This is a genomic window from Mycolicibacterium arabiense, from assembly GCF_010731815.2.
In the GTDB taxonomy this organism is placed as follows: domain Bacteria; phylum Actinomycetota; class Actinomycetes; order Mycobacteriales; family Mycobacteriaceae; genus Mycobacterium; species Mycobacterium arabiense.
In genome coordinates this window covers 520786-534653 of the sequence record NZ_AP022593.1, presented here as the reverse complement: position 1 = coordinate 534653, position 13868 = coordinate 520786, and the positions used below count along the sequence as shown (strand labels likewise).

At 68.7% G+C, this 13868-nt stretch carries 13 protein-coding genes; 1 reads left to right on the top strand and 12 read right to left on the bottom strand.

Going from position 1 to position 13868, the window contains the following annotated elements:
* Positions 1-2: 2 nt before the first annotated feature.
* The 9 genes from G6N61_RS04250 to G6N61_RS04210 form a co-directional block, all read right to left on the bottom strand.
* Positions 3-656 carry an HhH-GDP family DNA glycosylase gene (locus G6N61_RS04250; protein ID WP_163917401.1) on the bottom strand — a complete coding sequence of 218 codons (654 nt, stop codon included), beginning with the start codon at positions 654-656 and terminating at the stop codon, positions 3-5.
* A gap of 41 nt (positions 657-697) precedes the next feature.
* Positions 698-1045, bottom strand: coding sequence for a TfoX/Sxy family protein (locus G6N61_RS04245; RefSeq protein WP_163917400.1), 348 nt, complete (start codon positions 1043-1045; stop codon positions 698-700).
* Positions 1046-1076: 31 nt separating this feature from the next.
* Positions 1077-1820 (bottom strand): DUF72 domain-containing protein, encoded by a 744-nt coding sequence (locus G6N61_RS04240; protein WP_235887405.1) that lies wholly within the window; start codon positions 1818-1820, stop codon positions 1077-1079.
* Positions 1821-1851: 31 nt separating this feature from the next.
* Positions 1852-2886, bottom strand: coding sequence for an LLM class flavin-dependent oxidoreductase (locus tag G6N61_RS04235; RefSeq protein WP_163917398.1), 1035 nt, complete (start codon positions 2884-2886; stop codon positions 1852-1854).
* Between the two features lie 91 nt (positions 2887-2977).
* Positions 2978-5305 carry an endopeptidase La gene (gene lon, locus G6N61_RS04230; RefSeq protein WP_163917397.1) on the bottom strand — a complete coding sequence of 776 codons (2328 nt, stop codon included), beginning with the start codon at positions 5303-5305 and terminating at the stop codon, positions 2978-2980.
* Positions 5306-5429: 124 nt separating this feature from the next.
* A complete protein-coding gene (locus tag G6N61_RS04225; protein ID WP_163917396.1) occupies positions 5430-6314 on the bottom strand; it encodes an alpha/beta fold hydrolase in 885 nt (294 codons plus the stop codon).
* Between the two features lie 114 nt (positions 6315-6428).
* Positions 6429-7424, bottom strand: coding sequence for an esterase family protein (locus G6N61_RS04220; protein WP_163917395.1), 996 nt, complete (start codon positions 7422-7424; stop codon positions 6429-6431).
* Between the two features lie 236 nt (positions 7425-7660).
* The gene (locus G6N61_RS04215) at positions 7661-9061 is read right to left on the bottom strand and encodes a mechanosensitive ion channel family protein (protein ID WP_163917394.1); all 1401 of its coding nucleotides are present in this window, start codon (positions 9059-9061) and stop codon (positions 7661-7663) included.
* Positions 9058-11247 (bottom strand): adenylate/guanylate cyclase domain-containing protein, encoded by a 2190-nt coding sequence (locus G6N61_RS04210; RefSeq protein ID WP_179973565.1) that lies wholly within the window; start codon positions 11245-11247, stop codon positions 9058-9060. The genes G6N61_RS04215 and G6N61_RS04210 overlap by 4 nt, the downstream gene beginning before the upstream one ends.
* Before the next feature lie 92 nt (positions 11248-11339).
* Here G6N61_RS04210 and G6N61_RS04205 point away from each other — a divergent pair, with 92 nt between their 5' ends.
* Complete coding sequence (locus G6N61_RS04205) at positions 11340-11795, top strand: DUF1810 domain-containing protein (RefSeq protein WP_163917393.1); 456 nt, start codon at positions 11340-11342, stop codon at positions 11793-11795.
* Position 11796: 1 nt separating this feature from the next.
* Here G6N61_RS04205 and G6N61_RS04200 read toward each other — a convergent pair whose 3' ends face one another.
* The 3 genes from G6N61_RS04200 to G6N61_RS04190 are packed head-to-tail and all read right to left on the bottom strand — an operon-like array spanning position 11797 to position 13816.
* Positions 11797-13116, bottom strand: a complete 1320-nt coding sequence (locus G6N61_RS04200; protein ID WP_163917392.1) for an alpha-amylase family protein — start codon at positions 13114-13116, stop codon at positions 11797-11799.
* Positions 13109-13594, bottom strand: a complete 486-nt coding sequence (locus G6N61_RS04195; RefSeq protein ID WP_163917391.1) for a nucleoside deaminase — start codon at positions 13592-13594, stop codon at positions 13109-13111. Before G6N61_RS04195 ends, G6N61_RS04200 begins: the two co-directional genes overlap by 8 nt.
* Positions 13595-13618: 24 nt before the next feature.
* Positions 13619-13816, bottom strand: a complete 198-nt coding sequence (locus tag G6N61_RS04190; protein ID WP_163917390.1) for a hypothetical protein — start codon at positions 13814-13816, stop codon at positions 13619-13621.
* Positions 13817-13868 lie beyond the last annotated feature (52 nt).

Sequence of the window (13868 nt, the reverse complement as noted above, 5' to 3'; positions counted from 1 at the left end):
ACCTATCGCTCGGAAACCGAGGAGCGCATGACCTCGTCGCGCAGCTCGTCGTCCAGCGAGACGCGCACCAGCGCCGCGGCCAGCTGGGCGTTGCTGCGCGGTGCGAGCGCGGCGAGGTCGGACGGCGCGGTGGGCAGGTGCAGTTCGCGGGCGGCGGCGATGGCCTTGTCGTCGAAGTGCGGACGCACCCACGGCCACACGACCTGCACCTCGCGCAGGAAGACGTCGGCGCCGGTGGGCCCGATGCCGTTGAACTTCATCAGTTCCTCGGCCGCCCGGCGGGGGTCCTGGCCGCAGCGGACGCCGAGATTGCGCAGGTCGCCGTCGTACTCGTCCTGCACGCGTCGTGCCATGTCGCACAGCCGCGTCGCCGAACTCTCGTCGTAGCGCGCGTACCCGGCGCGGCCGAAGGCGGCGATCACCTTCTGTCGGTCCCCGGAGAGCACGGCACGCGGCGTGCGCATGCCGGCCTTGGAGAGCTGGCGAGCTGCATTGGCTGCGACGTCGGCACCGATCGGCTTGCTGGCGAGCATGGCGAGTACGAGGAGCTGGAACAACGGCATCGGCTTGTCCTTCAGCCTGATGCCACTCTGCTCGGCGTAGGTCTTGCCCGCCGTCCGGATGAGACGACGCACGAATTGCTTCGTATCCCTCATCTTCGTTGCGATACCCGTGGGGTCGGGCACCAAAACGCGGGCTACTTCGGTGGGAGCGTCGTGACGTGGGCGACACCGCGGCGCACCCAGGTCCGCAGTTGGCGTGTGGTGCGCACGCCGTCGTCGGCGACCCGCAGCCAGCCCTTGGTCTCGCGGCCCGCCATCACCATGGGGGAGACGTGGTCTGCGGCCAGCAGCGTCTCGGTGTCCTCGGGTGGCACGCGGACCATCAGCCCGCCGCGTCCGCTGGCCGCGACGGCCATGTGTCCGCCGACCAGGAACGCGAGCCCGCCGAACATGCGCTTCTCGTCGACGGCGCGCCCCTCGACGGCCTGTTCACCCGCCAGCACCTCGCGGATGCGGTTGGCGAGGTCCTCGTCGTACGCCATGGGCAGGAATTCTAGGCCGGGTCACCGGTCGTCAGGGGCTGGAACTCAGCAGGTCCTTCAAGGTCCACGCGTTGCGCACGGCGTTGCCCTCGCCGTCGTTGTTGAAGTAGACCAGCACGTCGCGGCCCTGGTCCTGCCACTCACCGATGCGGTCGGCCCACCAGCGCATCGAGTCGTCGGAGTACGAACCGGCGTAGAGGTGCTCGTCGTCGGGCCCGTGCATGCGCACGTACACCAGGCGGCTGGTGGCGCGCAGCACGCAAGGCAGGCCAGCGCCGCTGGTTACGACGTACGCCGCGCCGTGGCGCTCGAGCAGGTCGTAGACGGCCGGCGCGTCCCATGACGGGTGGCGGAACTCGACGGCCACGGGAATCCAGTCCGGCATCAGCGTGAGGAAGCGGTCCAGCAGGGCGGTCGACGCGTCGTCGCAGGCGAGCGCAGGGTGCAGTTGAACCAGCAGGGCTTCGCGTCGGTCGCCCAGGGCGCGCCAGCAGCGTTCGAACCGCTCGACCCACGCCTCGGGTTCCCGCAGCCGCCGGAAGTGCGTCAGCCCGCGGTGCGCCTTGACCGTCATCGTGAAGCCCTCGGGGAGCCGCTGGCGCCAGCCCTCGAACGTGGAGTCCTTGGGCCACCGGTAGAAGCTCGCATTGAGTTCCACCGTGTCGAACTCCTGCACGTACCGGGCCAGGCGTCGCGACACGGGCATGCCCGTCGGGTAGAGCACCGAGTTCCAGTGGTCGTACGACCACCCCGACGTGCCGATCCGGACGCTCACGACCGGTGTCATACCCGCTGACCGCCGGTTGTCACATGCGTGGTTGCCACCCCAGGCGCGGGCCGAGATTCTCGGCGATGTCGTCGATGATCTGGGCGTAGTCGTCGGCGCCGAACGTGAATGGGAGCGCGAACGCCACCTCGTCGGCGCGCTGGAAGCCGGCATGGTCGAACAGCCGGTCGGCGAGTTCGTCGGAGGTGCCGACGTAGTCGGGGGAGAACAGCATCCGGCGCGGTCCCTGCGGAGCGGTGGTCCGTTCGAATCGGCTGGCGGCGTATTCGCGGTAGCGCCGGGCCTGGTCGTCGGTGGCCGAGTCGGTCGGGATGACGACGAGACCCTGTGACACCCTTGCCGTTTCGGGTCGCGGGTGGTGTGCCCGATAGGCGTCGATCTGCTCGCCCTGGATGGTGGCGAAGTCAGTTGACGGCGTTTCCCCCGAGGTGCCCTGCGTGCTCACCACCGAACTGGTCAGGTAGTTGATGCCCTGCTCGCCCGCCCACCTGGCCGACTCGAGGCCGCCGCCGTACCAGACCCGGTCGGCCAGACCCGGGGAGTGCGGCTGAATGCGATCGGTGAACTGTTCGACGCCGACGGTGCCGGCGAAGTCGCTGACCGGTTCGCCGCGCAGCGCACGCAGCAGACGCAGCACGCGCTCCTTCGAGAAGTCCTGTGTGTCATGCGCTTCGGGGTAGAGCGCGGTCTTGTAGTGGTCGTAGAGCATCGGCGTGCCGACCGACACGCCCGGGTTGATCCGGCCGCCGGACAGGATGTCGACGGTGGCCAGGTCCTCGGCGAGGCGGAACGGGTTCTCCAGGCCGAGGGGGATCACCGCGGTGCCCAGCTCGATGCGGCTGGTGCGCTGGCTGGCCGCCGCCATGATCGCGACGGGCGAGGAGATGCCGGGCTGCAGGTGCCGGTCACGCAGCCAGACGCTGTCGTACCCGAGCGCCTCGGCCCGCTCGATGGTCCGAAGCGTCTCCTCCATGCCCGGCCCGGGGTTGGCCGGGTCGAAGCGCCCGATGGTCAGGAACCCGAGCTTGCGCAACGGTTCTCCGCGACGTGGCATCTTCGTAGTCCCCTTCCTCGGCGAGCAGACACAAAATCCCCTCTTTCGGCGTGATCGAGGGGATTTTGCGTCTGCTCGCGGTATTCGGTTGTCAGGCAGCGACGGTCGCGGCCTCGGTCAGCGGCTCCAGTGCCAGCGCGACGATGTCGGCCACGTCGGTCATCGGCTTGACCTCCAACGCCTCGAGCACCTCGGCGGGCACCTCGTCCAGGTCGGGCTCGTTGCGCTGCGGGATGAAGACGGTCTTCAACCCGGCCCGTTGCGCCGCCAGCAGCTTCTGCTTGACGCCGCCAATCGGCAGCACCCGGCCGTTCAGCGTGACCTCGCCGGTCATGCCCACGTCACCGCGGACCTTGCGTCCGGTGGCCATCGACACCAGCGCCGTGACCATCGTGACACCCGCGGACGGACCGTCCTTGGGCACCGCGCCTGCCGGGAAGTGCACGTGGATCTGGCGATCCAGCGCCTCCGGGTCCACGCCCAACTGCTCGGCGTGCGCCCGGACGTAGGACAGCGCGATCTGCGCCGACTCCTTCATCACGTCGCCCAGCTGACCGGTCAGTCGCAGACCCGCGTCACCGGAGTTCGAGTTCGCCTCGATGAAGAGCACGTCGCCGCCCAGACCCGTGACGGCCAGGCCGGTCGCGACACCCGGCACCGCAGTGCGTTCGTCGGACTCCGGCGTGAACCGCGGACGGCCCAGGTACGCAACGAGATCAGGCTCGTCGATGACGAGTGACTCCACGCCACCCGCCAACTTCGTCGTCGCCTTGCGCAACGCCTTTGCCAGCAACCGCTCGAACTGGCGCATGCCGGGCTCCCGGGTGTAGTCGGCCGCGATCTTGCGCAGCGCGTCGTCGGTCACCTCGACCTCCTCGGTCGTCAGCGCCGCACGCTCACGCTGCCTTGGCAGCAGGTAGTCCCGAGCGATGGCGACCTTGTCGTCCTCGGTGTACCCGTCGATCTGCACCAGCTCCATGCGGTCCAGCAGTGCCTGCGGGATGTTCTCGATGACGTTGGCCGTCGCCAGGAACACGACGTCGGACAGGTCGAGGTCGAGATCGAGGTAGTGATCGCGGAACGTGTGGTTCTGCGCCGGATCCAGCACCTCGAGCAACGCCGCACTCGGGTCGCCGCGGTAGTCCGAACCCACCTTGTCGATCTCGTCGAGCAGCACGACCGGGTTCATGGACCCGGCCTCGCCGATCGCGCGGACCAACCGGCCGGGCAGCGCACCGACGTAGGTGCGCCTGTGACCACGGATCTCGGCCTCATCGCGCACGCCACCCAGGGCGACGCGCACGAACTTGCGGCCCAGCGCGCGGGCCACCGACTCACCCAGCGACGTCTTGCCGACGCCGGGAGGGCCTGCCAGCACCATCACGGCGCCGGAGCCACGGCCGCCGACGACCGCCATGCCGCGCTGGGCACGTCGGGCCCGGACCGCCAGGTACTCGACGATCCGGTCCTTCACGTCGTCCAGCCCGTGGTGGTCGGCGTCGAGGATCTCGCGGGCCCCGGCGAGGTCCGTCGAGTCCTCGGTGCGCACGTTCCACGGCAGGTCCAGGACGGTGTCCAACCAGGTGCGAATCCAGCCGCCCTCGGGGCTCTGGTCGCTGGAGCGTTCCAGCTTGCCGACTTCCCGCAGCGCGGCTTCGCGCACCTTCTCGGGCAGGTCGGCGGCCTCGACGCGGGACCGGTAATCGTCGGACCCTTCGGGCTCGCCCTCGCCGAGTTCCTTGCGGATCGCCGCGAGCTGCTGGCGCAGCAGGAATTCCTTCTGCTGCTTGTCCATTCCAGCGCGGACGTCCTCGGCGATCTTGTCGTTCACCTCGGTCTCGGCCAGGTGCTCGCCGGTCCACTCGATCAGGACGCGCAGGCGTGCCGCGACGTCCTCGGTCTCCAGCAGTTGCCGCTTCTGCACGTCGGTCAGGTACGACGCGTACCCGGCGGTGTCGGCCAGTGCGGACGGGTCGCTGATCTTGTTGACCACGTCCACGATCTGCCACGCCTCGCGGCGCTGCAGCATCGCCAACAGCAGCTTCTTGTACTCCGCCGCGAGCGTCTTGGTCTCGTTGGCCGGGCCGGCCGGGTCGTCGACGACCTCGGTGACCTCGACCCACAGCGCCGCACCGGGCCCGGTGGTGCCGGAGCCGATGTGCGCCCGCCGCTCACCGCGCACGACGGCGGCTGCACCGCCGCCAGGCACGCGGCCGACCTGCACGATCGAGGCGATCACGCCGTGGGTGGGGTAACGGTCGTCGAGACGCGGGGCGATGAGCAGCTTGCCCGACTCGCTTGCCTGGGCGGCGTCGACCGCCGCGCGGGCCGCGTCGTCGAGTTCGACCGGCACCACCATTCCGGGCAGCACGACCGGCTCGCTGATGAACAGGACGGGGACTGCGATTGGTTCTGGCATCAATCCTCCAAAGTTGAATCTGATGCGCTCAACCTTGGGCGGTTCGGCTTTGTTCCCGCGGGGTGTTGATGTAGCCCTGGGCGAAATGGAGATCACCGACGATGCTGCCCCGCGCTGGGGTGGCTCAGGCGGTCGCGAGATCTCCCGCGACGAGCGAGAGGACCTCGTCGCAGTGGCTCACCGCGATGAAGTGACCCTCGCCGGCCACCGGATGCCAGACGCCGCCGGGGGTCCGTTCGGCAACGGTCCGACCGATGACCTCCGGCACCAGGGTGTCCGCGTCGCCGTGCCAGACGTGGACGGGCCTGGTCACCTGGGTCAGGTCGAACGGCCACGTCTGGTAGAGCAGCGTGGCGTCGAGGACCAGCCCGCCGGCGCCGTGGCGGAAGCACTCGTGGGACGCGCGCAGGAACGGCTCCATGACGGCGTCGTCGGCGAGCACCTCACGGTCCACGTCGCTGACCGCTTTCCTGATCGACGTGGCGTAGGAGGCCTCGAAGTGCTTGGCGGTCAACCCGAGCACGTCGTACATCAGCCTGAAGCCGGGATGGAAGTGCAGCGCAAGTCGCCCGCCGAGGGCGTCGGCGCTACTGAGGTGCTTGGCGGCCCAATTGGCACCGAACGCGCCGTAGGCGGCACCGCCGATCGACGCCACGTGGGCGAGGCGGGCCGGCGCGACGTATGCGGCGGCCGCCAAGGCCCATGGCCCGCCCTCGGACCAGCCCGTGACGGCGAAGCGCTGCGCACCGACGGAATCGGCGATCGCGACCAGGTCGCGTGCCCACGACTCGAAGCTGCGATCGGGATGCGGGTCCGAACGGCCGAAACCCGGTCGGTCCGGACATACGAATCGAAGGCCGCGAGCCGTGGCACCAACGTCGAACAGCTCGGCCTCGATGCGACTCGAGGGCCCTCCGTGGTTGTGCAGCACCAGCGGGCCCTCGGGGTCGCCGACCTCTGTGTAGGCGACCCCGCGATTGCCCACGCGCACGCTGCCGTCGGTGATCATGGCGCCTCCTCAGCGCTGCTTCGGGTTGGTACGGACACCTGGACGTACGAGAAGGGAGCCTGCCGCTCGGGGGGTTGCGGCAGGCTCCCTTGGTCTTGCAGTCGTGCTGGGCGGTTAGGCGACTGCCTGCGCGCCGAGCACTCGCTGGATGTCGGGCTTCATCATCTGAAGCTGCTGACCCCAGTAACCCCAGCTGTGCGTGCCGGCGGCCGGGAAGTTGAACACGCCGTTGGTGCCGCCCGCGGCGACGTAGTTGTCGCGGAAGGTGAGGTTGGTGCGGAGGGTGAACCCTTCGAGGAACTGCGCGGCCATCAGGTTGCCACCGCCGCCTGCGGTGTCGAGATCCGACGGGGTGCCGGTGCCGCAGTAGATCCAGACGCGGGTGTTGTTGGCGACGAGCTGAGCAATGTTGACCATCGGGTCGTTGCGCTTCCATGCCGGGTCATTCGAGGGGCCCCACATGCTCTCGGCGTTGTAGCCACCTGCGTCGTTCATCGCCAGCCCGATCAGCATCGGCCACCAGCCCTCGGACGGGTTGAGGAAGCCGGAAAGCGATGCGGCGTAGACGAACTTCTGCGGGTAGTAGATCGAGTAGGTCAGTGCGGTGCCGCCTGCCATCGACAGACCCACGACGGCGTTGCCGTTCTGCGCGACGCCCTTGTTCGCCTCGAGGTAGGCCGGCAGCTCCTGGGTCAGGAACGTCTCCCACTTGTAGGTGTAGTCCTGACCGTTGCCCTGCGAGGGGCGGTACCAGTCGGTGTAGAAGCTCGACTGTCCGCCGACGGGCATGACGGTCGACAGTCCCGAGCCGTAGTACCACTCGAATGCCGGGGTGTTGATGTCCCAGCCGTTGTAGTCGTCCTGGGCGCGCAGGCCGTCGAGCAGGTAGACAGCATGCGGGCCGCCGCCCTGGAACTGGACCCGGATGTTGCGGTTCATCGACTGGGAGAACACGTCGAGGTACTCGACCGGCAGGCCCGGACGCGAGAACGCTCCTGCGGTTGCCGTGCCCCCGGCGACGCCGATCAATCCGGGCAGGGTCGCGGCGGTGAGGGCGGCCACCGCCAACCGACGCAACCACGCTCCACGAATCTTTCTGACGAATTTCATAACGGCAACCGACCTGCCTTTCTCTTCTGGTCCTAAAGCAATCTCCGTTGCTTTGCGGTCGTCAGTGAAACACGCAGGGAGACGGCACATCCCTGGGCAACGCCGTCGTGTCGTGTCGCGAATGGCTAACGATCAGGACTCGGCCCCGACACCTACGGCGGCCATCGTGCGCTGTGACGGGTGGGACTGAAGTGACTGTTGTGGTTTGCCGGCGACCGGCCGGCGACGGGTGCCGGTCAGTCGCGGACGGCGGCCAACGCGCGCCGGGCACTGCGCCGGCGATCCTCGATGGTCCTACCAATGTCCTGTAGTAGCAACGGCTTTCGCGCGACGAGTTCCTCGACGTGCTCACGGTCGACCTGAACGACCGTCACCTCGTCGACGGCACGGGCGGAGGCCGACACGGCTTCGCGGGTCAGCGCCGTCTGCCCGATGAAGTCGCCTCTGCTCAGGGTCCGTACCGGGACTACCTCGCCGTCGTCACCCGCCACGAACAGCTTGACGTTGCCATTGACGATGAACGACATGCGGCGCGGCACCTCGCCTGCGAACTGCAGCGTCTCCTCGGCGGCGTAGCGGGTCAGTCGGGCGTGCGCGACGAGTTCGGACTCCTCTCCGGGGCCCAGCCGCAGAGCGGGCGCGACGATCCGCAGCGACGCGGTGAGTCGCTCCTCGGTGGCGAAGTCGTCGTCGGCCTCGTCGAGGTGCAGCGCGGCCCGCCGGGCCGCGTACCAGATCCAGCGCAGGAACGTCGACCGCGCCGCGGCGTCGTCGGCGGGGGACCGCAGGGGAATCGTCGTCGCGTACTCCGTGCCACCCAACGGAAGGGTCGACGGCTGAACACCGGGCCGCAACTGGGGCAGTGTCGCGGCGACCCGGGTCAGGAGTTCGCAGACGTCGTCGGGCGGGTCGTTGAGCGCGAACACCGTCTGCACGGTGATGACGTGCGCGCCCTCGGGCCTGCTCAGGTTGGTGAACGACTGGCCGGCCAGCACGGAGTTGGGGGTGATCTGCAGCCCGGCCACGGTCTCGATGTGCGTTGCGCGCCAATTGACTTCGACCACCCGGCCACGCGCCGTCGCCGTGTCGACCCAGTCGCCGAGCCGGAACGGCTGTTCGAACAGCAGCAGCAGGCCGGAGATGATCTGGCCCACCGAGTTCTGCAGCGCCAGGCCGAGGACGATCGAGGAGATGCCGAGCGCCGTGAACAGGCCGCCCACGTTGGCGCCCCAGATGTAGGCGAAGATCAGCGCAACGCCGACGGCGATGAGCGCAAAGCGCGCCACGTCGAGGAAGATCGACGGAACCCGCTTGCGCCACGTGCCTTCCGGTGCCCCCTGGAAGAGCGTCGCGTTGAGCCCCGACAGCAGCAGGACGAGTACGACGAAGCCGAACACGGTGGCCACGATGCGCACCGGTGTCGCCTCGCCGTTGACCTGGATGGCCTGGACCAGCAGGAGCAGCAAGGCGCCGAGCGGCAGGATGTAGGCCCGCAGCAGATACACCGGGCGGGTCAGCACGCTGCCGCGGCGGCGCAGCGCGTTCTGCAGTTCGGTCAGCAGGATGAGCAGGACCGGGAATCCGATGGCGACGCCGACCGCCCAGTAGAACCAGGGCGCGTCGAGCAGGCCGGTCACTGCTGACGCTCCACCAGACGCCAGATCGGCTCGGTGTCGTCGTCGGAACCGACGTGCCCGGCCTCGTCGAACTTGCGGGTGTCGCGCATCGCGTCGTAGACCCGGGACGTCACGTACACCCCGGGTTGCGCTGACCCGCTCTGCACACGGTAGGCGACGTTGACCGCCGCGCCCCACATGTCGTAGGCGAGGCTCGACCGGCCGACCAGTCCGCTGCTGACCGTTCCGGTGTCGATGCCCGCGCGCAGTTGCAGGTCGTTGCCGGACTCGGCGTTGTACCGATCGACGATGTGCTGCATCTCGACGGCGAAATCGACCGTCCGCCGCACGTTGTCGAGCCTGGGCACGCTCAGCCCGCAGCTGGCGAGGTAGCCGTTGCGTAGGGTGCGCACCCGCTCCACGCCGAGATTGACTGCCGCCGCATCGAATTGGCGTACCAGCTTGTTGACGATCGCCAGTCCCTCGTCGGACGTCAGCTCCTCGGACAGCTCGTCGAGTCCCACGATGTCGGCGAACAGCACGGTGACGTCCTGGTGGTCCTGGGCGATGGTCTCCTCGCCCTCGCGGTAGCGCGCGACGACGGGTTCGGGCATCAGGGACAGTAGGAGCCGGTCATTCTCCCGTCGTTGCTCGTTGAGCAGGTCCTCCTTGATCGCGAGGTTGCGGCTCATGTCGTTGAAGGCCACGGTGAGGTCGCCGAATTCGTCGCGGGTGCGCACCGGCAGCGCCACCGCGTAGTCGCCCGCACTGATCTGCTGTGCGCCTGCCTCGAGGCGTCGTAGCGGCCGGACGAACAACCTGGCCAGCAGCATGGCCGCCACGCAGACGATGAAGATGATGGCGGTGGTCGACAGGACAAGCTTGCGGGTGAATGTCGATACCGGCGCGAACGCCTCGTCGGTGTCGATGCTCGCCACGATCGACCAGTTCAGCCCTGGCAGGTTCACCGGGGCGTAGGCCTGCAGCGTCTCGTGGCCCAGATAGTCGCGCGCGATCAACGATCCGGTCTGGCCGCGCTGGGCATCTCGGGTGGCGTCGGTCTCCACCGGCTGCACCAAGGTGGTGCCGCCCTCCCGGATGGAGTCCTCGGCGACCTCCGGCGGCGTTCCCGCGTTCACCACGTCGCGCTTGAACCGCTCGGGATCCTCCAGGAACAGACGCGAATCGGAACGCATGAGGTTGTCCGGCCCTACCAGGAACGTCTCGCCGGTGCGGCCCATGCCTGCTTGTTCCCACTGCTCGTTCGCGGTCATCAGGTCGTTGATCTTCGACACGGGGAACTGCAGCGCCAGCACGCCCTCGGCCCGCCCGTCCGGACCGACGGGGGAGACCAGCCACGCGGTCGGCTCGTCGGCGGGCTCGTAGTCGCTGAAGTCCGTGACACCTACGTAGCCAAGGGCATTGGAGTCCAGCGCCGCCCGGTAGGCGTCGTCCAGATTGCTGCCCTTGTAGGGTCCGTTGAAGATGTTCGTTCCGAGATCGACGCCGCGGTAGGCGCTGTAGACGACGTTGCCGCGGGTGTCGAGCAGCAGGGCGTCCTCGTACTTGAAGCGTTCGACGATCTGCCGGAAGAAGTCGTTGTACCGGGCATTGGCCGCCGACCAGGCGCTGCCGTCGCGGGCGTCACCGAAGGCGATGGCCTTCTGCCAGTCGTCGAACGGCGCGGTGTAGTAAGCCTGCAGGTAGCGCTGGGCCGGTGAAGTGGGCAGCACCGAGGCGATGTCGACCTGCATGCCCGTCTGCGCGGCCTCGTCCCGCGCGAACCGGTTGGCGTAGTAGTCGACCAGCGACTGCTGCTGCGCCGGGTCGATCGTGGCGTTGGCCAGCTGGTCGAAGCCCGCGGTGTAGGCCTCCAGCGCGAGCGTCGCCGTCGCGCCGCGCGAATACACCACCAGCGAGTTCTTCAAGTCGTCGAACTGGGTCTGCAGCTGCCGGGACTGGGAGGCGCGGATCTCGGTCAGCCTGTCGAACACCGAGGCGCGCAGCGACGACTGCCCGGACCGGTAGCCGATCGCGCCGACCACCGCCGCGGACAACATGCTGGTCAGCAGCAGCATGACCAGCAGCTTGGACTGGATGCTGATCCGGGACGCCACGGGGCGCGGCAGCTTCCGTCGCGTGGGCGTCGGCCCCGCGTTCGGCCCTGTGTCCGGCGTCGAGGCGGACTCGCTGGTGGTGGTGATCATTGAAGTCCGAACCCTAACCCGCTGATCGCGGCGTCGGGATGGCTGTAAGGGAATCGTTGCGATCACTTCACTCAGAGTGCGACCGTTGCGGGATGGCCGGCATCGACGATCCCTTCGACCTGCAGCGCTTCGTCGCTGCGCAGGACCGCATCTACTCCGACGTGGTCGACGAACTCACCGACGGCCGCAAGCAGAGCCACTGGATGTGGTTCGTCTTCCCACAACTGAAGGGCCTGGGCCGGAGCAGCACCGCGATGACCTATGGCATCGGGTCGCGGGCCGAGGCACGGGCCTATCTGGCGCACCCGAACCTCGGGCCGCGGCTGCGGGAGTGCGCACGGCTGACCCATGCCATCGACGGCCGATCGGCTCGCGAGGTGTTCGGCTGGCCCGACGAGCTGAAACTGCAATCCTCGATGACGTTGTTCGCTCGCGCGGCCGATGGGGCCGACGCCCGCGACTTCCGCGACGTACTGGGCAAGTTCTACGACGGCGAGGAAGACGCCACGACGGTCCAGATGTGGGAGTCGCTGGCCGAGCGGGACTGAATCAGGGTGCGTCGGCGACGATCGCCCAGCCGTGCGGAGCGACCTCCAACTCGGTGACGACGTCTTCGGCGGGCGCCCCGGAGCCCGCGACGATTCGCCCGCTCCGCACGCCGTGCTCGGACAACGGCACGCGCATCGGATCGTCGCCGACGTTGAGCGCGACGATCAAGGCGTCCGAGCCGGCATGCACGCGATACGCGTACCGCTCGTTGGTCAACGTCAGGGCGGTGGTGCGGGCCGCGTGCAGCCACGGGTTGCGCCTGCGCAACCCGATCAGGTGCTGGTGGGTCCGGCGCACGTCGTCGCCCGGGTCCGTCTCGGGCGGGTGCGGCGGGAATTCGGGGCGCACGGCGTCGTCGCCGCCGAAGCGGTCTTCCTTGACGCCGCGGTAGCCCCATTCGTCGCCGGCGTAGATGCTTGGCGTGCCGCCGACGGTGAACAGCAGGGCGAGGGCGTGTTCGACGTGGCGCACGTCGTCGAGCCTGCTCGCGATTCGGGTCACGTCGTGGTTGCCGACGAACGTCAATGGCACGAAGACGTCGAGGAACTCGTCGTGCCGACCCAGGGCGTGGTCGAGTTCGTGGAAGTTGCCGTCGTTGAGGCTGCTCCAGATGGCCTTCCATAGCTCGTACTGGGTGACGGAGTCATAGGTGGCCGCCTTCACCATCGACGCGTAGTCGCCGTGGATGACCTCGCCGACGAACCAGGCGTCGGGATGCTCGCGCCGTACGCGCGGCAGCACCTCGGCCCAGAACCGGTCGGGCACTGCATAGGCCGCGTCGAGTCGCCAGCCGTCCGCGCCGCGGCGCAGCCACGTGGACATCACGTCGGCGACGTAGTCGACGACCTCGGGGCTGGCGTGGTCGAGCGCGATCAGCCCGTCGTGGCCCTCGAACGTCTCGAACCGCCCGCGGCGCCGGCGGAACCACCGAGCCGACGGATGATCCGGGCCGCCGTCGGAGGCCTCGCGGAAGCGTGGGAAGTCGGTGCCGACGTGGTTGAACACCCCGTCGAGCAGCACGCGTAGCCCGCGCCGGTGCGCCTCGGCGATCAGGCGGTCGAAGTCCTCGTCGGTGCCGAGCCGCTCGTCGATGCGGTAGTGGTCGATGGTGTCGTAACCGTGTGTGGCCGAGGCGAATACGGGCCCGAGCGCGATGCCCGACGCGCCGAGTGCGACGGGGTGGTCGAGCCAGTCGGTGAGGCGGTTCAGGCGATGCTCGTCGGCCGTCGGTGGATGGTCCGCCGGGTGTGCGCCGACGAAGCCCAGGGGATAGACCTGCCACCAGATCGCGTGCTCGACCCAGCCGGGGGAGTCAGGCATCCGGCCCGAACCTGGCCTCGTAGAGCGCCTTCATCTCCGACTCCAACTCCCGCGCGGGACCGTCGACCGGGACCCGCGGCGCGATCGCCGTGATGGGCAGGGCCGACACCGGCGACGGCGGCGAGCCCCATTCCATCTGCCACGCCACCATCTGCTCGGTCGATGCGGCGTACACGATGCGGCCGAGGCCGACCCACCCGTGCGCGGCGGCGCACATGGGGCAGTGCTCACCAGAGGTGTAGACGGTCGCGCGCACGCGTTGGACCGGTGCCATGTTGGCCGCGGCCCAGCGGGCGATCTCGAACTCGGGGTGCCGGGTCTCGTCGCCGTCCTTCGTGCGGTTGCGGTCCTCGAAGCGGACGACGCCGTCGGCGTCTACCAGGACCGACCCGAACGGGGCGTCACCATCGTCGAGGGCTTCGCGCGCGAGTTCCACGCAGCGGCGCAGGTATCCGAGGTCGTCGTCGCTGATGCCCACAGCCGCCGAGTCTACGCAGCGGCTTCAGCACCACGGTGGCGCGTACATCGTTCCGCACAGATCGCGGGCACGCGGATCGATCGACTGGTGCAGCGCGGTTTCGACCTCGGCGGCCGGGGCCCGCTCGGTCGCGACGATCGGCACGTACGCCGCCTCGGGTGTCCGAGTGGAGTGGTGCCAGAAGATGCCACCGAAGAACCCGAGGGTAACCAAAGTCGCCACAGCAAGCTTCCATACCATTCGTCGGATTCTACGCACACGTCAACGGCAACGC